The 21013-nt window shown below is 66.2% G+C and carries 20 protein-coding genes; all 20 read right to left on the minus strand.

The window, feature by feature from the left end:
- Positions 1-6 precede the first annotated feature (6 nt).
- A complete protein-coding gene (tssL, locus tag ACA097_RS26830; RefSeq protein WP_160287191.1) occupies positions 7-678 on the minus strand; it encodes a type VI secretion system protein TssL, short form in 672 nt (223 codons plus the stop codon).
- The gene (gene tssK, locus ACA097_RS26835; protein WP_371367263.1) at positions 675-2030 is read right to left on the minus strand and encodes a type VI secretion system baseplate subunit TssK; all 1356 of its coding nucleotides are present in this window, start codon (positions 2028-2030) and stop codon (positions 675-677) included. The genes tssL and tssK overlap by 4 nt, the downstream gene beginning before the upstream one ends.
- 20 nt (positions 2031-2050) lie before the next feature.
- A complete protein-coding gene (gene tssC, locus ACA097_RS26840) occupies positions 2051-3589 on the minus strand; it encodes a type VI secretion system contractile sheath large subunit (RefSeq protein WP_371367265.1) in 1539 nt (512 codons plus the stop codon).
- Positions 3590-3612: 23 nt separating this feature from the next.
- Entirely contained in the window at positions 3613-4113 is a 501-nt protein-coding gene (gene tssB / locus ACA097_RS26845; protein ID WP_371367267.1) for a type VI secretion system contractile sheath small subunit, read from the minus strand.
- Between the two features lie 603 nt (positions 4114-4716).
- The gene (locus ACA097_RS26850) at positions 4717-5046 is read right to left on the minus strand and encodes a hypothetical protein (protein WP_371367269.1); all 330 of its coding nucleotides are present in this window, start codon (positions 5044-5046) and stop codon (positions 4717-4719) included.
- 18 nt (positions 5047-5064) lie between these two features.
- The gene (locus ACA097_RS26855) at positions 5065-5574 is read right to left on the minus strand and encodes a DUF3015 domain-containing protein (RefSeq protein WP_371367271.1); all 510 of its coding nucleotides are present in this window, start codon (positions 5572-5574) and stop codon (positions 5065-5067) included.
- Positions 5575-5709: 135 nt separating this feature from the next.
- Positions 5710-7401, minus strand: a complete 1692-nt coding sequence (locus ACA097_RS26860; RefSeq protein ID WP_371367273.1) for a NahK/ErcS family hybrid sensor histidine kinase/response regulator — start codon at positions 7399-7401, stop codon at positions 5710-5712.
- Positions 7385-8548 carry an alcohol dehydrogenase-like regulatory protein ErcA gene (gene ercA / locus ACA097_RS26865; protein ID WP_371367275.1) on the minus strand — a complete coding sequence of 388 codons (1164 nt, stop codon included), beginning with the start codon at positions 8546-8548 and terminating at the stop codon, positions 7385-7387. Before ercA ends, ACA097_RS26860 begins: the two co-directional genes overlap by 17 nt.
- An 83-nt stretch (positions 8549-8631) precedes the next feature.
- Positions 8632-10464, minus strand: coding sequence for a prolyl oligopeptidase family serine peptidase (locus tag ACA097_RS26870; RefSeq protein WP_371367277.1), 1833 nt, complete (start codon positions 10462-10464; stop codon positions 8632-8634).
- A gap of 1 nt (position 10465) precedes the next feature.
- A complete protein-coding gene (gene pqqE, locus ACA097_RS26875) occupies positions 10466-11611 on the minus strand; it encodes a pyrroloquinoline quinone biosynthesis protein PqqE (RefSeq protein WP_371367279.1) in 1146 nt (381 codons plus the stop codon).
- Positions 11583-11861 carry a pyrroloquinoline quinone biosynthesis peptide chaperone PqqD gene (pqqD, locus tag ACA097_RS26880; RefSeq protein WP_371367281.1) on the minus strand — a complete coding sequence of 93 codons (279 nt, stop codon included), beginning with the start codon at positions 11859-11861 and terminating at the stop codon, positions 11583-11585. Before pqqD ends, pqqE begins: the two co-directional genes overlap by 29 nt.
- Positions 11861-12610: a pyrroloquinoline-quinone synthase PqqC gene (pqqC, locus tag ACA097_RS26885; RefSeq protein ID WP_371367283.1), complete on the minus strand. Its 750-nt coding sequence runs from the start codon at positions 12608-12610 to the stop codon at positions 11861-11863. The genes pqqD and pqqC overlap by 1 nt, the downstream gene beginning before the upstream one ends.
- A 12-nt stretch (positions 12611-12622) precedes the next feature.
- Positions 12623-13537 carry a pyrroloquinoline quinone biosynthesis protein PqqB gene (pqqB, locus tag ACA097_RS26890; RefSeq protein WP_371367285.1) on the minus strand — a complete coding sequence of 305 codons (915 nt, stop codon included), beginning with the start codon at positions 13535-13537 and terminating at the stop codon, positions 12623-12625.
- A gap of 48 nt (positions 13538-13585) precedes the next feature.
- A complete protein-coding gene (gene pqqA / locus ACA097_RS26895; protein ID WP_003106462.1) occupies positions 13586-13657 on the minus strand; it encodes a pyrroloquinoline quinone precursor peptide PqqA in 72 nt (23 codons plus the stop codon).
- Between the two features lie 361 nt (positions 13658-14018).
- On the minus strand, positions 14019-15539 hold the full coding sequence (locus tag ACA097_RS26900; RefSeq protein WP_371367287.1) for an aldehyde dehydrogenase family protein: 1521 nt from the start codon (positions 15537-15539) through the stop codon (positions 14019-14021).
- A gap of 193 nt (positions 15540-15732) precedes the next feature.
- Positions 15733-17511: a methanol/ethanol family PQQ-dependent dehydrogenase gene (locus tag ACA097_RS26905; RefSeq protein WP_371367289.1), complete on the minus strand. Its 1779-nt coding sequence runs from the start codon at positions 17509-17511 to the stop codon at positions 15733-15735.
- A 308-nt stretch (positions 17512-17819) separates the two neighbouring features.
- Positions 17820-18749, minus strand: a complete 930-nt coding sequence (locus ACA097_RS26910; protein ID WP_371367291.1) for a quinoprotein relay system zinc metallohydrolase 1 — start codon at positions 18747-18749, stop codon at positions 17820-17822.
- 27 nt (positions 18750-18776) lie between these two features.
- Positions 18777-19523 carry a quinoprotein dehydrogenase-associated SoxYZ-like carrier gene (locus ACA097_RS26915; RefSeq protein ID WP_371367293.1) on the minus strand — a complete coding sequence of 249 codons (747 nt, stop codon included), beginning with the start codon at positions 19521-19523 and terminating at the stop codon, positions 18777-18779.
- A 16-nt stretch (positions 19524-19539) separates the two neighbouring features.
- Positions 19540-20433 carry a substrate-binding periplasmic protein gene (locus ACA097_RS26920; protein WP_371367295.1) on the minus strand — a complete coding sequence of 298 codons (894 nt, stop codon included), beginning with the start codon at positions 20431-20433 and terminating at the stop codon, positions 19540-19542.
- A gap of 7 nt (positions 20434-20440) precedes the next feature.
- Positions 20441-20878 (minus strand): cytochrome c-550 PedF, encoded by a 438-nt coding sequence (gene pedF / locus ACA097_RS26925; RefSeq protein WP_043252507.1) that lies wholly within the window; start codon positions 20876-20878, stop codon positions 20441-20443.
- Between the last annotated feature and the right edge of the window lie 135 nt (positions 20879-21013).

Consider the following 21013-nt stretch of genomic DNA (forward strand, 5'->3'; position numbering starts at 1 on the left):
CCACTCCTACACGCCCGCCAGCAGGAGCATGCCGATGGTGCTGGTCAGCAGGTGCTCGAGCCCCCACCACAAGCCCGCCACCAGTGAGCCGGCGGCTAGCAGATGCAGCCAGGGCGAATACATCAAGCGCAGCGCGCCAGACTGTTCTTCGCGCAGCAGTACCGGGACATCAGCGGCTGGCGCAAAGGGTGCGACCCGCTCCTCCAATGCCGCCAGCAGTTGCTCTCGGGCAGCGGAACGCTCGCCTTGGTAGCAGCCCTGGAAACCCAGCAGCAGCACGCGGTGATAGCAGGTCAACAGGAGTCGATCGCACGCCGGATCGCCAAGCGCTTCGCGCAGGTCTTCATAGAGCTGAATACCGGCCTCGTGGCGATTGAAGAAGTGCGCTTGCAAGGGCTTGGCCGCCCACGCCGCATGAATGTCGTCCTGGGCGCGGCCAAGGACGGTTTCATCCAGCAGGGCGCATTGCGCATAGCAGATCTGGTCGATGACGCGGTCGCTCACCCCGGCCTCGGCTAGACCACGGCGCGTGCGCTCGACCTGTTCGGTGCAATGCGCCCACAGGTCGAGGTTGTCCTGCAGGGTGCCTTGCTGGCGCAGGGTCACGACCAGCAGGTAGCTGTCCTGCAGCAACGCGTCGATATCCAGGGCGGCGGTCTTGCCGGATGGGTAGGTCATGTTCTGAGCACCGCGAAGAGGTCCAGTTGCACGTCGGCCAGGGTGCCGGGGACATACAGGGCGCACGTGCCGGAGGCCAACATGGCCGTGGCCCTGGCGTGGTCGAGGTCGAGGGCGAAGTACTGGTTACCCAGGCGCAGCGGGATGGCCGCCGGCACCTGTGCGAGCGGCAGCAGCGGAACGCCGTCCAGGGCGGCGTTGACCAGTTGGTCGACGTCGTCAGGCGCCCCCACCTTGCACAGCCGCGGGAACTGGCTTTGCACTTGTGCTGCCGGCAGGCTGGAGCGCACCGAGAGGTAGAAGTCGACGCCGTCCTTGTCGCACAGGCGTGGGTCGTGCAGGGCGACCTGCCAGCGGTTGGCGCTGAGCGACTGCAGTTCCAGCGCAATGACCCGCGACGGCAGGCTGGCCTCCAGCAAGGTGGCGATGAGCCGGAACAGCGGCGGGAAGACCGTTTCCGGCTGCTCGTGGAGATACGCCGGGATCGCGCCTATGTCGTGCTCCAGGGAGAACGTAAGCAGGCTGCCGGCCAGTTTGCTCAGCTCCAGGTAGACCTGCTCCGGGTGCCGCGCCGGATGCGCCACCAGTTCGTTCAGTACCGGCTGGTAGCTGTTCAGCGCATTGAGCAACCAGAACAACGACACATCGGCCACGGCGAAGTCGGCCATGCGCTGGTTGCTTTCGCGGCGCATGCCCATCAGTCGCGCGCGCTTGGCGGAGAGCTGGGTCAGCAGGTTGTCCAGCTGCGCGAGCAGCCCCGAGTGGGCAGAGAAGTCGAGCAGCGGCGGCACGAACGCTTCGTCCAGGCTCCAGGCGCCCTGCCCGTCCCGCACCAGGCGGGCAATCGGGCAAGTCAGGTACTCGGCGTTGTCGTCGCTGTCCAGGCGCAAGGTCAGGACGTGCTGCATCACCGCCATCGACTGGCTGTCCTCGCCATACAGATCAGCGACGTCATGCCATTCCCGTTGGTAGCGAACGGGCCGGGATGGCTGGGACTCGCCGATCAGGCAGTTGCCACCGTTGGCCTGGAGCAACGGCAGGGCCAGCAGCAGGACGACCGAGCGCCCCTGCCCGGACGGCAGCTGGGCCAGGTCCAGCGCCGGCGGCAGCGGGTCGACCTGGCTGGTGTCGATCAGTGTGCCGTCGGGCAGGCGTACACGCAGTTGCGTGGCCTTGACCCGGTTCAGGCGCAAGGCCTCCTGGTCGAATGCCGCGACCTGCACGCCCCAGGGGTGAACCTGGGACAGGCGGGCGATGCATTCGTTGGTCCAGGCCTCCCAGCGTGCCTGCTGCTGGAACTGCTGGGGCGACAGCAGCGCCCCGGCGACCCACAAGGGGCGGTCGATCTTCATGACGACTTCCTTGCGTCGGTTCAGGCTTTCGCCTTGGGCATCTGCGAGACCAGCGAGAGGTTGACGTCCATGCCTTCCACCTGGAAATGCGGCACGGCGTACAGCTTCACGCGGAAGAAGCCGGGGTTGTCGTCGATGTCCTCGACTATCACCTTGGCGTCACGCAGCGGGTGCGAGGCTTGAAGGTCGTCGCTGGGGTCGGTCATTTCCGTGACCAGGCCGCGAATCCAGTTGTTCAGCTCCAGTTCGAGGACGCGGCGGTCCTTGGTGGTGCCTATGTTTTCGCGCTGGATCAGCTTGAGGTAATGGGCGATGCGCGAGAGCAGGAAGATGTACGGCAGGCGCGCGTTGATGCGGCTGTTGGCGGTGGCGTCCGCGGTGTCGTACAGCGCCGGCTTCTGCGCCGAGTTGGCGGAGAAGAAGCAGGCGTAGTCGCGGTTCTTGTAGTACGACAGCGGGATGAACCCCAGGTTGGCGAACTCGAATTCGCGGGTTTCCGGGATCATCACTTCCGACGGAATCTTCACCTGGTTACCGGTGCCCAGGTCGTACAGGTGGATCGGCAGGTCAGTCACCGCGCCGCCGGCCTGCGGGCCGCGAATCTGCACGCACCAACCGTTGTTGATGAAGCTCTTCACCATGTTCGCGGCGAAGGCGAAGGAGGCGTTGGTCCACAGGTACTTGTCGTGGTCTGGGCCCTTCACGCTTTCGACGTAGTTGAAGCTGCGCACCGGGATGGTATCCGGCCCGTACGGCAGGCGCCCCAGCACGCGCGGCATGGTCAGGCCGATGTAGCGCGAGTCGTCGGTGTCGCGGAAGGACTTCCACTTCAGGTATTCGGCGCGATCGAAGTAGTTGCCGATGTCCTTGATCGCCGCGACTTCCTCCATCGACTCCTTGCCGAAGAAGGCCGGGCCTACGGAACCGATGAAGGGCATGTGCGCCGCCGCGGCCACCTTGGAGATGCTGCGCAGCAGGGCGATGTCCTGCGGATTGCGGTCGAACTCGTAGTTGGAGATCGCCGCCGCGATGGGTTCGCCGCCGGGGGTGTCGTATTCCTGGGTGTAGGTGTGGACGTAGAGGCCGCTCTGGGCGATTTCCGGGGCGTCCTCGAAGTCCTGGATCAGGTGCTGCTTGCTGATGTCGAGCAACTCGATGCGTACATTGCGACGGAAGTCGGTCTGGTCGATCAGCGACTTCACGCCTCGCCAGGTGGACTCCACGTGCTGGAAATCCGCGTGGTGCATGACGGCATCCAGCTGGCGGCTGATCTGCCCGTCCAGCGCAGCGATGTGCTCGTCCAGCAAGGTCTTGTCCAGGCGCTCGATCTTCTGCGACGACTGTTTCAGCAGGTCGAGGAACACGCTGACCGCGGCGGTAACGCGCTCGTCAGCAGACGCCTCGGAGAGTGCATCGGTGTTCTGGAAGGCTTCGATATCGGCCAGGGACGACACCGGGCTGAGGTTGATCTTGTCGAACAGCGTTGCGTAGACACTCTGACCTTCGCGGACCTGCGCGCCGGCACCGCTGGTTTGTACGGAAGTTCCTTCTGCGGACATGAGCTTTCCCTCTTCGTATGCGGTTAGTGGTCTTGCGGTGCGAGTGCGGACAGTTCGGCGCGAAGCTCATCGCTCAGCGCGTCGTCACGGAGGATGCGTTCGAGCTCGCGGCGGAAGGTGGCGTTGTCCAGCAGGTTGGATTTGAGGTCGCGCAGCAGATTGCGCATGGCCAGCAGCGCGCGCAGCTGGGGAATCTGGCGCGCCACCCGCTCGGGCTCGAAGTCCTTCATGTGACGGAAGCTCAGCTCTACGCTGGTGTCCGAGCCGTCGTCGGCCAGGGTGTTGGGAACGGCCAGCTTCACCGCCGGCTGGAACTCGGCCAACACGCTGTTGAAGTTGTTCTTGTTGATGTCGACCTTGCCGCGCTCGGACAACGGACGCTGCTCGCGACCGTTGCTGTAGTCGCCCATGATCATCAACTTCAGCGGAAGTTCGACCTTCTTCTGTGCACCGCCTGTGTGCAGATCGAGTTTTATATTGATCCGCGCCTTGGGAACTTCATTCTGGAAACTATCGGAACTCATCAAAACTCCCTCTTGCCGTTTTATTCCATCTTTCAGGACAAGTAATGCCCCACCAATAAGACAGCGCTTAAATTCTCAGAAAGCGCTCCCTCGAACACTTTTAGTTTTCGCTGGCCAGCTGAAATCCTTCGCACTTTATGAAGCGTGAGAAAACGCTGGAAATTGCCTGCACTCAACTAGACCTGGCCGCCCCTTTAACCAGGCGCCATGAACCTCTGCTCGCTGGGGCAGCCCTTGAAGGGCTTCGCCTGCAAGCCCCTATGCTCCCGGGCTCTCCCGTGACCGTGTGAATAAGACCGGAATTAAAAGAGCAAATGCAGCCATCGGAATTTCGCCGCCAGGCCGAACTTCAGATGACATTTCTGACAGGCGAAGGCATTTAAGCGAAGGGCAATCGGAGGCGCCATGCTACATTTGGTCACACTAAAATATCCTTGCGAGAGTTAAGGATTATTCCTACATCCCTTGAAGAGAATTCGCCTTAAGGAGTTCAAATAAACCTTCAATTAACTTGCCAACAGAACACCTAAAGGCTCGACAGGGGCTGCGCGGTCACGCATTCAAGGCGGCATGAATCCTGGAAAAGCTGCACCCGCAGCGTTGTCAATGCGAAATTGACAATGAAAAATGGGCCGATTGGAGACATCGCCGGAAAGTTCTGACATTCAGCGAGGAACAGAGCGTCAACCGCCGTATCTCTTGAAGAAAGCGCCCCGCAACTCGGAGCGCGCCAAAGAACCAGCGGCAATAGTGGTTGTCGCCGTCTTCGCGCATCACGTCGCTGGCATCGCGCGCCCAGGCCTGGTGCTCGCCCCTGTAGGCGTACAGGCCGAGGCCGTGGAAGCGCCACAGGCGCTCCCGCTGGTCGTTCACTGACGCGCTACCGTTCGATTCACCGACTCCAGAAAAACGGATGCCCTCCGAAGAGGGCATCGTCGTCACCTGGAGAACTCAGGCAGCGGGCTGGCGGGCGTAGCGCGCGAGCACACTGTCCTGGCTCATGACCTCCAGGGTGTTCTTGTAGACCTGCTCGCCAGTGGCGTCCTTGCTGGCGAAGATCTGGCCGAAGTGCTGGTGAGTGACCTGGGCGAAATGCTCGCGGTCCTTGGCTTCGACGCCCAGCAGGGTGGCATAGGCGTCGAGCGACTCGCCCTTGCCCTTGGCCATGTCCTCGGCAATGTTGTCGAGCATGCCGTTCATGGCAAAGATCGAGCGGCCGCCGTAGCCGAGCACCACGTTGGAGTCGCAACCGTTGGTGCCGGAAGTCAGGCCGAAGGTGGCGTTACCCGAGGTGCCGTTGGTGGTGGTGGCGAGCAGGTGCGGGAACAGGCCGCGTTGCCCCTCGAACACCATGTTGCCCCAGCCGCAGCCGCCGCCACCGGCCTGGCCCGCTTGCGCCAACAGGCTGGCGGCGCTCAGCACGCCGAAGATCAATGCCTTGCCGATCAGTTTTTTAGCCATTTGCATCATCCCTTTGGTCATTGAAGGTCATGGGCGTGCGATAGCGAGTACGGCATGACTTCTCGGCACGCAGGCCACCTTAGGTTTAGGCAAGGCACCGGACACTTGCAAATCCCAGCCCCCGGGCAGGCGGCGCTAGCCGGCTGTCAACGAACTGAGCACAGCCCTCAGCTTGCCCGGCTTGACCGGCTTGTTCAGCAAGGGCAGGCGCAGCCGCCGCAGCGCGCGTTGGCATTCATCGCTGCGATCGGCAGTGATCATCACGGCGGGAATGTCCATGCCGAAGCGCGAGCGCAATGCGCCTATCACCTGGCAACCGGTCACTCCCTGGTCGAGGTGGTAGTCGGCCAGGATGATCGCCGGCGCCTGCCCGTCCAGCACCGCGATGGCGCTGTCCAGGTCCGTGGCCGTCAGCACTTCGCAGCCCCAATGGCCAAGCAGCGCGGCCATGCTGAAGAGAATTGCCTCTTCGTTGTCGATCACCAGCAGACGCCGTCCGGGCAGCGGGTCGCCGGTACTGGGGCGCGGCGCGGCGCTGACCGCCTCGGGTAGGTGCTGCGCGTCGGCCAGCGGTACTTCGACGGCGAACAGCGAGCCGCGCCCGAGCACCGAGCGCACTTGCACGGCGCAGCCGAGCAGGCCGGCGATGCGATCGACGATGGCCAGCCCGAGCCCCACGCCCTGGCGCTCGGCCGCGCGGCCGACATCGAGCTGGTTGAACTCGAGGAAGATCGCCTGCAGCTGGTCGGCCGGAATGCCGCGACCGGTGTCCCAGACTTCCAGGCGCACCCGGTCGCCGCGCCGTCGCGCCGCCAGCAGCACACCGCCGCGCTGCGTATAGCGGCAGGCATTGCTGAGGAAGTTGCGCAGGATGCGCGACATCAGGCGGACATCGGTGCGCACCCGCAGCTCCGGGATGCGCGCGCGCAGCTGCAGGCCGGAGGATCGCGCCACGCCGTCGAATTCCGAGGCCAACGGGCCGAGCAGTTCGTCAAGGGACAGCGATTCCAGGTCGGGCCGAATCGCGCTCTGATCCAGGCGGGAGATTTCGAGCAGGTCGCTCAGCAGGTTCTCGGCGCCATCCAGGGCCTGGTGGGTGCGTTCCACCAGTTGCCGCTCGGCGGCCGGCAGGGTTCGCTCGCGCAGCGTCGAAACCAGCAGGCGCGCGGCATTCAGCGGCTGCAGCAGGTCATGGCTGGCGGCGGCCAGGTACTTGTCCTTGCCAAGGTTGGCCGCCTCGGCGGCATCGCGCGCCTCGCGCAGTTGCTGGTTGAGCGTTTCCAGTTCGAGCGTGCGGGCGGCGACGCGCTGTTCCAGTTCCTGGTTAAGGACCTGCAGCCGTTGCTGGGCCTGGATGCGCTCGGTGATGTCGGCGACGAAGCCCTCTACCAGGCCCTCCTCGTCCGGCTTGAGCAGCAGGTTCATGAGCACGTCAACGTGGCTGCCGTCCTTGCGCAGCAGGCGCGTCTCATAGCCGAACAGGCCGCCGTGCTCCTGCAGCAGGTCGCGGATGCGCCGCATCTCCGCCTCGCCGCCAACGAACAGCTGGCTGGCCATGTCCTGCAGCGACCAGAGCACTTGTTGTGGATCGCTGTAGCCGAGCATCCGCGCCAGAGCCGGATTGGCCGCACGCAGGCCCTCGGCGAGGCTGGCCTGGAAGATTCCGTGCACGGCGTGCTCGAACAGCCACTTGTAGCGATTGCGCTCGGCTTCGAGCTCTTCCAGGCGCGCCAGCAGCTCCGGGTAGTGGCTCTTGCGGGTGGAATGGCTGCCCAGGCCGAGCAGTGCGGCCAGGGCATCCTGTCGAGGCTCAGAGGGCCTCGCCATAGACCACCTCGACATCGCGCTGGCTCGACTCGCGCGGGTTGGTGAGGATGCAGGGGTCCTGCATGGCGTGCTGCGACAGGAAGGGAATGTCGGAGCTGCCGACACCGTGCGGGCCGAGGGTTTCGTGGAAGCCTACGGCGTGCTTGAAGGCGATCAGGTGTTCGACCAGGCGCTGGCGGATCTGCGCGTGATTGAGGCCGCGGCAGTCGATGCCGAAGGTCTCGGCGATCACCTTGAAGCGCTCCGGCGCCGCGTTGTAGTTAAAGGCCACCACGTGCTCGACCAGCACCGCGTTGCACAGCCCGTGTGGCAGGTCGAGGTAGCCACCGAGGCTGTGCGACATGGCGTGCACCGCGCCGAGGATGGCGTTGGAGAAGGCCAGGCCGGCCTGCATGCTGCCGAGCATGATCTTCTCGCGCAGGGCGATGTCGTTGGGGTTGGCGATCATCTGCACCAGGTTGCCGTTGATCAGGCGCATGGCCTCCAGCGCGTGGCTGTCGGTGAGCGGGCCGTGGCCGGTAGAGACGAAGGCTTCGATGGCATGGACCAGTGCATCGATGCCGGTACACGCGGAAAGGAAGCCATCCATGCTCAGGGTGGTTTCCGGGTCGATCAGCGACACGTCCGGGACCACCGCCTTGCTCACCACCGAGAACTTCATGCGCTCGTCCTGGTTGGAGATGATGACGAACTGCGAGACGTCGGCCGAGGTGCCGGCGGTGGTGGGAATCAGGATCAGCGGCGGGCTGGGCACGCGCAGTTTGTCGACGCCCTCGAACTCGATGATGTTGCGGCCGTGGGCAGCGACGATGCCGATGCCCTTGGCGCAGTCCATGGGACTTCCGCCGCCGACCGCGACTATCACGTTGCAGCCTTCGCTGCGATAGACCTCGGCGCCACGCATCACTTCCTCGACGCGCGGGTTGGGCGAAACATCGGTGTACAGGCAGTAATCAATGCCCTGCTCGCTCAGGCTGGCCTCGACATCGGCGACCCAGCCGGCGGCGCGCACGCCAGGGTCGGACACCAGCAGGACCTTGCGAGCGCCGAAGGTCTTGGCGTAATTGGCGACAGTGTGCCGGCATCCGGCACCGAAAATGATCTCTGGCGAGACGAACTTGCGCAGCAGGCTGAGGTCGTGGCTCATCGTAGGACTTGTTCTTGTTATGAAATATTTCAAGCGAGCCTACTGCATCCGCCGCTGAATGCAATGCGACCTTGGGCAAGGCCTCAGGCGCCGAGCCGGGCGCGATAGAAGCGCCATTCGGCATCCAGCGCGTGGGCCAGGTTGGCGGGCTGGCGGAAGCCGTGGCGCTCGTCGGCGTAGCGATGGCATTCCACCGGCAAGCCGCGCCGGCGCAGGGTGCGGACCATGGCCTCGGTCTGCTCCGGAACCACCACCGCGTCCAGGTCGCCCTGGAAGAAGATCACCGGCGCCTCGATGCGCGCGGCGTGCAGCAGCGGCGTGCGGGCCTGGTAGATGCGCGCGTCGCGTATCGGATCGCCGATCAGCCAGTTCAGGTAGTCCGCCTCGAACTTGTGGGTGACCCGGCCCAGCGCCAGCGGGTCGCTGACGCCGTAGAGGCTGGCGCCGGCGCGGAAGCCGCCGACGAAGGCCAGGGCGCAGAGCGCGCTGTAGCCGCCGGCGCTGGCGCCACGGACGAACACCCGCTGGCGGTCGATCTGGCCCGTGGCCGCCAGATGCGCCACGGCCGCCCAGATGTCCTGCACCTCCACCCTGCCCCACTGGCCGCGCAGTTTGTCGCGATAGGCACGGCCGAAGTTCGCGCTGCCACGGTGGTTCAGGTCGGCGACGGCGAACCCGCGCTGGGTCCAGAACTGGATGCGCGGATCGAACACCGGGTAGCAGGCCGAAGTCGGCCCGCCGTGGAGGAACACCACCAACGGAGGGCGACGTCCCGCCTCGCCCCGGCACTGGGCGTTGCGCGGCGGGTAGAAGAAGCCATGGCCGCGGTCGCTGCCCGCTACCGGGTAGGTGAAGGCCTTGGGACGCGACAGCTCGGCATTTTCCAGCGGTTGCTCGCCGCCGCCGAGCACTTGTACGCGGCCATTGCAACGTTCGATGGCCAACAGCGCCGGCAAGCGGTCCTCGCCGGCGGCGACGCAGTAGAAGCGCTGGGCGTCGGCAGCCAGCGCACGGAACCGGGCGAAGCCACTTGCCAGCCGGCTTTCGCGGCCATTGCCCTGGCGCAGCGCGAGAACACCACGCCCGTCCTCGAAGCGGCTGAGCAGCCATTCACCCTCGGCCAGCGGCAGATAGGTACGCCCACCCAGTTGCCAGGGGGCAGGCGCATGATCGGCGCAAGCGAAGCCCTCGGCGGCGATGCCCTCGCCTTCGGGACGCCACCAGCCGCTGCGGTCGCTCAGCCAGCGCAGGCGGCCCAGGCCATCGAAACGCGGCTGCTGGATCGCCTCGTCGGCCCCCTCTCCTGCCACGCAACGGCGCCGGCCGCCTTGCAGCAGGCACAGGCGCGTGCGGGTCCAGGGCTGGTGCGGACGGTCCCACTCGACCCAGGAAATACACGTGGCGTCCGGTGAGGCCACCGGCGAGGCATAGAAGTCAGCGCCTTCAGCCAGTGCCAGCCGTGTGCCGTCCGCATCCAGGCGGACCAGACGATGGAGCACGCGGGCGTCTTCGTGGCTTTCTTCCACCGCCAGCAAGGCGTTCCAGGCGGCGACGTAATGCAGGTCGCCATAGCGGCAATGCGGACGAGCCGTCAGCACGCGCGGCGCCGCGCCGAAGCGCATCCAGCGCACCTGCTGGTCACCCTCCTCGACCCAGGCCACACCATCGCCGGTGGAACAGCAGGCACCGCCGCCGTATTCGTAGACGCGACTGCGCACCGATCCGTCCGCCGAGGTCAGTTCGCTGCGCTCGCCATCGCGCCAGAAATACAGGCGGCTACGCGCGCTGGCGGGATCGAATTCAACCCACAACAGTCCGCCATGGGCGGCGTGCAGCTCGGCGAAATCGCGTCCGGCAGCCACCGCGCGCTCGGCGCTCCAGCGGCTCGGCCAGTCGCCGTACGGCAGGCTGCGCATCTCAGGCCTTGCAGATCAGTTGCGAGGCGCGGACGTTACGCCAGGTGAGCTGATCCAGCCCCAGCGGGGCCTCCTCGGCCTGGCGGCGCGCGTCGAGGATCAGCCCGTGGTGGGCCGACTTGGCGCAGACCGGGTCGGTGGCATCGGCATCGCCGGTGAGCATGAACGCCTGGCAGCGGCAGCCACCATGATCGCGATCCTTCTCGTCGCAGGTGCGGCAAGGCTCTGGCATCCAGGCGTCGCCGCGATAGCGGTTGAAGCCGAAAGACTCGTACCAGATGTGCTGCAGGCTGTGCTCGCGCACGTTGGGGAATTTCACCGGCAGCTGGCGTGCGCTGTGGCACGGCAGCGCGGTACCGTCGGGCGTGACGTCGAGGAACACGCTGGCCCAGCCGCCCATGCAGGCCTTGGGGCGCTCCTCGTAGTAGTCGGGGGTGACGAAGATCAGCTTGCACGGGTTGCCGGCGGCGGCCAGGCGCTCGCGGTATTCGTTGGTGATGCGCTCGGCGCGCTCCAGCTGCGCGCGGGTCGGCAGGAGCCCGGCGCGGTTGAGCTCGGCCCAGCCGTAGAACTGGCAGGTGGCGAGTTCGACGAAGTCGGCCTCCAGCTCGATGCAGAGTTCGATGATGCGTTCGATGTTGTCGATGTTGTGCCGGTGGGTGACGAAGTTCAGCACCATCGGATAGCCGTGCGCCTTCACCGCGCGGGCCATCGCCAGCTTCTGGGCGAACGCCTTGCGTGAGCCGGCGAGCAGGTTGTTCACCTCCTCGTCGGCGGCCTGGAAGCTGATCTGGATATGGTCCAGCCCGGCGTCGGCGAACTGCGCCAGGCGCGCCTCGTCCAGGCCGATGCCGGAGGTGATCAGGTTGGTGTAGAAGCCCAGCCCGCGCGCCGCGCCTATCAGCTCGGCGAGGTCCTGGCGCAGCAAGGGTTCGCCACCGGAAAAGCCCAGCTGCGCGGCGCCAAGCTCACGCGCCTGGCGGAACACTTCGATCCACTCGGCGGTGGAAAGCTCGCCGCCCTGCCGCGCGAAGTCCAGCGGGTTGGAGCAGTACGGGCACTGCAGCGGGCAGCGGTAGGTCAGCTCCGCCAGCAGCCAGAGCGGCGGGCCGGCGGTGTCAGTGCAGCTCGATCCAGAATTGCGCATGGGCCACCTCGATGAACGCCAGGATGTCTTCGTCGATGCCCGGCACGCCGGGGAAGCTCGCGCGCAGCTCCTCGATGATCGAGGCCAGGTCGCGGCGGCCGTCGATGCGCTGGAGGATTTCCCCGGCGCTGTCATTGAGCTTGACCATGCCCTCCGGGTACAGCAGCACGTGGCAGCCCTGGGCGGGTTCGAACTGCAGGCGGAAGCCGCGACGAATCGACGGCACGCGGTCCAGCGATGTCTGGCTCATCACAGCAGCCCCCTGTGCCAGACGCGCTCGCGGGTCACCGTGTGGTACGGCGGGCGGTCCAGCTCGTAGGCCATGCTCATGGCGTCGAGCATGCTCCAGAGCACGTCGAGCTTGAATTGCAGGATTTCCAGCATGCGTTCCTGGGCCTCGCGGGTGCGGTAGTGCTCGAGGGTGATGCGCAGGCCGTGCTCGACATCGCGCCGGGCCTGGGACAGGCGGCTGCGGAAGTAGTCGTAGCCGGCCGCGTCGATCCACGGGTAGTGCTGCGGCCAGCTGTCCAGCCGCGACTGGTGGATCTGCGGGGCGAAGAGTTCGGTCAGCGAGCTGCTCGCCGCTTCCTGCCAGCTGGCGCGGCGGGCGAAGTTGACGTAGGCGTCCACGGCGAAGCGCACACCGGGCAGCACCAGCTCCTGCGACAGCACCTGCTCGCGGTCCAGGCCAACGGCTTCGGCCAGGCGCAGCCAGGCCTCGATGCCGCCGGGTTCGCCGGGGCGGCCGTCGTGGTCGAGGATGCGTTGTATCCACTCGCGGCGGGTCTCGCGGTCCGGGCAGTTGGCGAGGATGGCCGCATCCTTCAGCGGGATGTTCAGCTGGTAGTAGAAGCGGTTGGCCACCCAGCCCTGGATCTGCTCGCGGGTCGAGCGGCCTTCGTACATGGCCACATGGAACGGGTGGTGGATGTGGTAGCAGGCGCCCCTGGCGCGCAGCGCCTGCTCGAATTCGGCGGGGCTCATGGCGTCGCGGTTCATCGCGCAGTCCCTCTACAGGTGAATGGCCATGCCATCGAAGGCCACCTCGATGCCGCGCGTGTCCAATTCGGCGCGTTCGGGCGAGGTCGAGTCGAGGATGGGATTGGTGTTGTTGATGTGGATGAGCACCTTGCGCGGACCGGGCACCTGCTCGAATACCTCGAGCATGCCGCCCGGCCCGCTCTGGGCCAGGTGACCCATCTCGCTGCCGAGCTTGTCGCCCACTTCGCAGCGGCGCATCTCGTCGTCGTGCCACAGGGTGCCGTCCACCAGCAGGCAGTCGGCCCGGCGCATCCACTCGAGCAGGCCCTCGTCCACCTGGCCCAGGCCGGGGGCGTAGAAGAGCGCCCCGCCGCTGTGCAGGTCCTCGACGAACAGGCCGATGTTGTCGCCCGGATGCGGGTCGTTGCGGTGCGGCGAGTACGGCGGCGCGGCGCTGCGCAGCGGGATGGCGGTGAAGCGCAGGCGCGGGCAGGCGGGAATCTGGAAAGGCACGCAATCCAGTTCGATCAGCTGGTGGCGCAGGCCGCCGTTCCAGTGCTGCAGCATGTTGAACAGCGGGAAGCCGGTCGACAGGTCCTGGTGGACCATCTCCGTGCACCAGACCTCATGCGGGCAGCCTTCGCGCAGGCTCAGCAGCCCGGTGCAATGGTCGATCTGGCTGTCCAGCAGGAGGATCGCGCCGATGGCCGTATCGCGTGGCTTGCGGCCGGGTTGCAGGGATGGGAAGGCGGCGAGCTGCGCACGGATGTCCGGCGAGGCGTTGCAGAGAATCCAGCTTTCGCCGTCGTCGGACAGCGCGATGGACGACTGGGTGCGCGGTTGCGCCCTGATGCTGCCATTGCGCACGCCGCTGCAATTGCGGCAGTTGCAGTTCCACTGGGGGAAGCCGCCACCGGCGGCCGATCCGAGAATCCTGATGTGCATGGTCGTGCCCCGTGGGCTGGAGGCCCCGCTGGAACGGGGCCGGGTGGATCAGCGGTTGGCGAAGTACAGGGTGACTTCGAAGCCAAGGCGCAGGTCGGTGAAGCTAGGCTTGGTCCACATGGAGTTGTCCTCTTCTTGTGCGCCGGTGTATTCCGGCAATTCGAGTTAACCACCGGCGCCCAGGGGCCCGAATGATACTTTCGAAGGAGTTTTGCCCCTGATTTGGTAGGGGTCCGCTGGTGCCGGCGGAAAACAAAAAACGCGACCGGAGTCGCGTTCGACAGCCCCGCCGCGCCCGGAGGTGGGAGTGGCGCATGCGGGTCGCCCGATCGGGCGTCTCGAAAGAAAACGGCACAAGCGCCCGAGCGAAGGAACCGGCCCGCGGACAGATGGGGGATATCCGCCGGCCGCTTCGTTCGAGCAACGATGGAATGACGCGCGGGTGCCTACCCCCCGCGCCCTTCCCGCCTCAGCGCCGGCCTCAGAAGAAGCCCAGCGGATTGACGTCGTAGCTCACCAGCAGGTTCTTGGTCTGCTGGTAGTGGTCGAGCATCATCTTGTGGGTCTCGCGACCCACGCCGGACTTCTTGTAGCCACCGAAGGCGGCGTGCGCCGGGTACAGGTGGTAGCAGTTGGTCCATACGCGACCAGCCTTGATGCCGCGGCCCATGCGCCAGGCGCGGTTGATGTCGCGGGTCCAAACGCCGGCGCCCAGGCCGAACTCGGTGTCGTTGGCAATGGCCAGGGCCTCGGCTTCGTCCTTGAAGGTGGTGACGCCGACCACCGGGCCAAAGATTTCTTCCTGGAACACCCGCATGCCGTTGTGGCCCTTGAGCAGGGTCGGCTGGATGTAGTAACCGCTGGCGAGGTCGCCCTCCAGGCGCTCGACCTGGCCGCCTGCCAGCAGCTGCGCGCCCTCGTTCTGGGCGATATCGAGATAGGAGAGGATCTTCTCGAACTGCTGCTGCGACGCCTGGGCGCCGACCATGACATCGGTATCCAGCGGGTTGCCGCGCTTGATCTGGGCGATCTTCTTCATCACCTCGGCCATGAACGGCTCGAAGATCGATTCCTGCACCAGTGCACGGGATGGGCAGGTGCACACCTCGCCCTGGTTGAAGTACGCCAGCACCAGGCCTTCGGCGGCCTTCTCGATGAAGGCGGGCTCGGCCTTCATGATGTCTTCGAAGAAGATGTTCGGGCTCTTGCCGCCCAGCTCCACGGTGCTCGGGATGATGTTCTCGGCGGCGCAGTGGAGGATGTGCGAGCCCACCGGGGTCGAGCCGGTGAAGGCGATCTTGGCGATGCGCTTGCTGGTGGCCAGCGCCTGGCCGGCTTCGCGGCCGAAGCCCTGGACGATGTTGAGCACGCCCGGCGGCAGCAGGTCGCCGATGATCTCGGCCAGCAGCATGATCGACAGCGGGGTCTGCTCGGCCGGCTTGAGCACGATGCAGTTGCCGGCGGCCAGTGCCGGGGCGAGTTTCCAGGCGGCCATCAGCAGCGGGAAGTTCCACGGGATGATCTGCCCGACCACGCCCAGCGGCTCGTGGATGTGATAGGCGACGGTGGTGTCGTTGATCTCGGCGGCGCCGCCTTCCTGGGCGCGGATGCAGCCGGCGAAGTAGCGGAAGTGGTCGGCCGCCAGGGGCACGTCGGCGTTCAGCGTTTCGCGCACGGCCTTGCCGTTGTCCCAGGTTTCGGCCACGGCCAGTTGCTCGAGGTTCTGCTCGATGCGGTCGGCGATCTTCAGCAGGATGTTGGAGCGCTCCTGCACCGGGGTGCGGCCCCAGGCGTCGGCGGCGGCGTGCGCGGCATCGAGGGCGCGCTCGACGTCCTCGGCGGTGGAGCGCGGGAACTCGGCGATCGCCTGGCCATTCACCGGCGAGGTGTTGGTGAAGTACTGGCCGAGCACCGGCGCGACGAACTCGCCACCGATGAAGTTGCCGTAGCGCGGTTTGAGGGTGACGACGGAGCCAATGGTTCCTGGGGGGGCGTAGATCATCGCGAAACTCTCCTGTGGCATCCCGGCGCACCAAGGCCGGGCCATGCCGCGATCTTAGGCAGCGCCCTGCCCTGTCCGACATTCGCCCATGGGAGCGAGGGCCTACTCATTTGGTAGTAGATGCCGGGCCCCTACGAAGATAGAAAAGCAAAGGCCGGCACTCTGGCCGGCCTTTGCTTGGCTCACACGTCGATCAGCGCTTGGCCACCTGGTCCTTCGGCAGCTTGAAGGTCCAGATCATGCCGCCCTGGTCGAGGTCCTTGATGCGCTTGGCCACCTCGCCGCCCCACAGCGGCACCGCGCCGCCCCAGCCGGAGAGCACGCTGACGTACTGCTCGCCGTCCATCTCCCAGGTAATCGGCGAGCCGATCACGCCCGAGCCGGTGTTGAACTCGTAGAGTTTCTTGCCGGTCTTGGCGTCGAAGGCCATCAGGTAGCCCTCCGGGTTGCCGGTGAACACCAGGTTGCCGTGGGTCGCCAGCACGCCGCCCCACAGCGGCGCGTAGTTCTCGTAGCGCCAGACCTGCTTGCCGGTCTTCGGATCGATGGCGCGCAGCACGCCGATGTACTTCTCGTTCAGCGGCTTGATGGTGAAGCCGGCGCCCAGGTAGGCGGCGCCCTTCTTGTAGGTGACGTTCTCGTTCCACATGTCCATGCCCCACTCGTTGGACGGCACGTAGAACAGCCCGGTGTCCTGGCTGTAGGCCATGGGCATCCAGTTCTTGCCGCCGAGGAAGGACGGCGCGACGAACACCGAGGTGCCCTTGGCGTCGGCGCCCGGCGCGCCCGGACGGTGGGCGTCGTCGTAGATCGGCCGGCCGTCCTTGTCCAGGCCCTTGGCCCAGGTGACCTTGTCGACGAAGGGGAAGCCGCGCAGGAACTTGCCGTTGGTGCGGTCGAGCACGTAGAAGAAGCCGTTGCGGTCGGCGGTGGCCGCCGCCTTGATGGTCTTGCCGCCGTCCTTGTAGTCGAAGGACACCAGCTCGTTGACGCCGTCGAAGTCCCAGCCGTCGTGCGGGGTGGTCTGGAAGTGCCACTTGATCGAGCCGTCTTCCGGGTTCAGCGCCAGGCGCGAGGAAGAGAACAGGTTGTCGCCCGGACGCAGGTGCGAGTTCCACGGCGAGGGGTTGCCGGTGCCGATGAACAGCGAATCGGTGCTCGGATCGTAGTAGCCGCCCAGCCAGGGCGCGGCGCCGCCGGTCTTCCACAGGTCGCCCGGCCAGGTTTTGCCCGCCTCGCCGCCGGAGATGCCGTTCTCCACGGCCTTGCCGTCCTTGTAGACGTAGCCCATGTGGCCTTCGACGGTCGGACGCGACCAGAGCAGGTTGCCGTTGGTGGGGTCGTAGGCCTCGATCTTGCCGACCACGCCGAACTCGCCGCCGGCCACGCCGGTGATCAGCTTGCCCTTGGCGATCAGCGGCGCCGCGGAGATCGAGTAGCCTTCCTTGTAGTCGGCCACGGTCTTCTTCCACACCACCTTGCCGGTGTCCTTGTTCAGCGCCACCAGCTTGGCGTCGAGGGTGCCGAAGATCACCAGATCGCCGTACAGGGCCACGCCCCGGTTGATCACGTCACAGCAGGGCATGATCGCGTCGGGCAGGCGCGCGTCGTACTCCCAGAGCTTGCGGCCGGTGTGCGCGTCGGCGGCGAACACCCGCGAGTAGGAAGCGCTGACGTACATCACCCCGTCCTTGACCAGCGGCTGCGCCTGTTGGCCGCGCTGCTTCTCGCCGCCGAAGGACAGCGCCCACACCGGGCGCAGTTCCTTGACGTTTTCGCTGTTGAGCACCTTCAGCGGGCTGAAGCGCTGGCCCTGCTGGTTCATGCCGTTGACCACGACCTGGTCGGTGCGCTTGGCGCTGTCGGAAATGTCCTGGTCGGTGACCCCGGCGCGGGCCCCCAGGCTGGCCAGGGCCAGTGCGGCGAAGAGCGCGGTGCGCGCGAAGGATGGGGTGGGACCTGCTTGTCTCATGGCGGCGACCTCTGCGGGTTTGTTGTTGTACCCGGGACGTTTTCCCGGTCTGCCGCAAATTCTTCGCCGCCCCGCCGGGGCCGCCTATTGACCGCTTTATCGAATTCTCTAGTTCCTTGGTAGCAATACCGAGCTGCTCTCTTCCGTGATTCGCGGGCAGGCGGCGGATAACCCCCTTGGGGTTATTCGCCCTACAGGGCTTGGTAGCAACACTGTATGGATACCCGAGGGGGATTGATGAGATCGAATCGAGCGCTCGCCCCTCATCCGTCATCCCCGCGAACGCGGGGACCCAGGGATTTGGGGCGTCATTGCCCATCGATGCGCGGCAGCGCCTGCCGTTCGTAGCGCGGGTAGAGGTGACTGATGCTGCGGATCAGTTCATAGCGGGTCAGGCTGATACCGGCGAAGCGCTCGGGAATCGGGGTGCGCAGCAGGTCGTTCATGTCCGCGCCTTGGCGGGTGCCCCCGCGCATCACCGTGTCGAGCCAGCCCAGGTAGTCACGCATCTGGGCGAAGGGCGCGGCGTCGCTGGCAACCGGACCATGACCAGGCACGATGAGCTTCCACGGCAGCGCCTGCAGGGTGTCGAGATCGGCCAGCCATACGTCCAGGCCGGGACTGTTCGGTGTGGTCAGGGCGCGCTGGTAGAACACCAGGTCGCCGGCGAACAGCACGCCCGTGGTCTCGTCGAGGATCGCCAGGTCGGCGCCGGTATGGCCGCGCAGGCCAAGCAGACGCAGGCGGTGCGTGCCCAGCTGTAGGGTGCCCGGCTCCACCACCTGGTCCGGCAGCCGCACTTCGGTGCCGCGCATCCAGTCGCCGACCAGGCGGTACATGTTCTCCGCCATGGCGTTGCCCTGCTCCTTCAGCAGTTTGGCGGTGCCGGCCAGCGCGCCTATGGGCACGTCGGCGAAGGCCTGGTTGCCGAGTACGTGATCCGGGTGATGGTGGGTCAGCAGCACTCGCTTCACCGGCTTGCCGGTGGTTTGCGCGATCACCCGACGCAATGCTTCGCCGTAGCGTTTCGACGGGCCGGTATCGATCACCAGCACGCCGTCGCCGGTGTCGATGAAGGCGACGTTGACGATATTGCCGCCGTTTTCCTTGGCGAAGTTGCCGGTGGAGCCCTCCACCAGCCAGGTGTCGGCGGCGATGAGCCGGGGCTGCAGCCGGTATTCCAGGTCGGCGAATACCTGCGTGCAAAGCAGCAGGAGAAAGATCAGCAGGTAACGCATGGACACCTCGCCAGCGCAACGGCCGCGCTACAGCCCGGCCTCGAACTCATTGCCGTTGTTGTCGTGCAGGAACAACCGCGCGTGCGGATGGCCGCGCAGGAGGAAGCTGAAGCTGGGGTTCTCGCTGAGCGCCGGGAACAGTTCCAGGCGCGCCAGGACCTCGCCTTCTGGCGTACGCAGCTCGGCGTGGTCGAGGTAGAACGGCGGGATGCCGGCGACCAGGCCGTTGTCCATCGGGTGCTCGACGGTCAAGCGCAGCCGCGTATCCGGGCCACGGGAGAACTGCCCGCCGCGCACCTGGCCGAGGCGGTCTTCCCAGCCCGGTTGCGCGCGCACCACGCTGGGCGCCGTGCAGCCGCCGCCGGCGGCATCGACCCAGGCCGAACCGACGTGCCATACACCGTCTTCACCCCGCAGCGCGGCGCGGATCGGCGTGGCCTGCTCGATGCGGATGCGCACGGCCAGCCAGGCTTCCAGGTTCTGGCCCGGATAGAGGGTCAGCACATGGGGGATGGGATTGAGCTCGGCCCACAGCAGCAGGCGCTCGAACCGCCCCGGCAGCTGCCGCGCGTCCACCTCCACTGGCACCTGCCGCGAATCCTCGGCGAACGGCGGCACGCCCAGCTTCACCCGCTCGTCGAAGACGAAGGGCTCGCCGCCGAGCAGGCGCTTGTGGTGGTAATCCCACATCACCGAGGGCATCGGATCGCCCTCTGCCGCTACCGCCAGCAGCGGCAGGCCCCACAGGCCGAACAGCAGCGTTCGTCGGTGCATCGCGCCTCCCTGGGCTTCATTGCGTGTCCTGGTAGAACTCCGGCAGTTCGTAGCGCAAGCCGTAGCCGGCATAGAGCTTCTCCAACTCGCCGCTATGGACCAGGTCCTCCAACTCGCCGTCGATGGCGTTGGACAACTGGCGGTTGCTCTCGTGGACCGCCATGCCGATGTCCCAGGCCGGCTCGCCGAGGTTCGGATAGGTGTTCTCGGCGTTCTTCAACTGCTCGTCATGGGCCTGGGCGCGCATCCAGTCCAGCTCGCCGCGCAGGGCCATGACCGCGTCCACCTTGCCGGCGCGCATGGCGTCGAAGGCTTCCTGGGTACTGGGGAAGTGCACGGTCATGGCGCTGAGCTGCCCGCCCAGCACCGAGCCGAGGTAGAACGACGGCACGCTGTCCAGCTCGACGCCGATGCGGTGCTCGCGAAACGCCGCGATGCTGCTCACCTGCGGCAAGCGCCGGGCGTCATGGACCACCTGCCAGCGCTCGCACTGGTAAGGACCGAACATCACCACCTGAGCGTTCGCCAGCTCGCCGACGTCGTTGCGCTTATTGGAGTAGTTGCGGTCGTAAGGCACCCGCAGCATCAGGTCGGCGACCACACCCGGACGCAGGTAGTGCCCCTTCCAGATGAAGTTGCGCAGGTCGTCGTCCAGGCTTTCGCCGGGCACCATCCAGAGGAACTCGGCGCGCAGGCCGAGCCCCTCGGCCAGGCGCTTCGCCAGGTCGACGTCGACCCCGCGCGGCTGCCCGTCCTGCTGGAAGCTGTAGGGTGGGAACTTGTCGTACACGGCGACCCGGAGCACACCCGAGGCGACCATGTCGTCGTAGGGCCGGACCTTGGCCTGGGCCTGCCCCAGCCACAGGAGCGGCAGCAGGAGCAGGCAGCACAGCAGACGGGGCAGGCGCATGGCGGCATCACTCGTCGACGTGGACGCTTTCCAGGTAGCTGCGGATGGCCCACAGACCTTCCTGGCTGATGTAGTCGGCCATCTTCGGCATGTACACGGCGCCGTCGCGTACCGCGCCGTTGATCACCCGCTCCTTGAACCACTCGTCGCCATCGGCGCCCAGGTCCAGCTTGCGCAGGTCGGGGGCGATGCCGCCGGACTTGGCTTCCAGGCCGTGGCAGCGGGCGCAGTTCTGGGTGTAGGCCGAGGCGCCGATCTCCACCGCCAGCTTGTGGTTGGCGTAGGGCTCGCGGTAGGGGTTGGTGTCGCGCCATTGCGTGCCCAGCGGTTCGAGTCCCTTGGTGTCGACCGCTTGCGGGGTCACGTTGCCATGCGCCAGGACCAGCGCCGAGGCGCCCAGGCCAGCCAGGAGCATCAGACCGCGAAAGGAGTTCTTGTTGTTCATTACTTCATTCCTCTGAGGGGAAAGGACAAGGCACGCGCACTGCTCGGCGCTCGTCGACCATGTTAGGAACGGCGGCCCGGGCCTCGAATGCTGCTTTGGGTGTTGCCGCCTACTCCCTTGGTACTAGGGCGGCGG

It is taken from the genome of Pseudomonas sp. QL9, assembly GCF_041409665.1.
Classification (GTDB): Bacteria; Pseudomonadota; Gammaproteobacteria; order Pseudomonadales; family Pseudomonadaceae; genus Pseudomonas; species Pseudomonas knackmussii.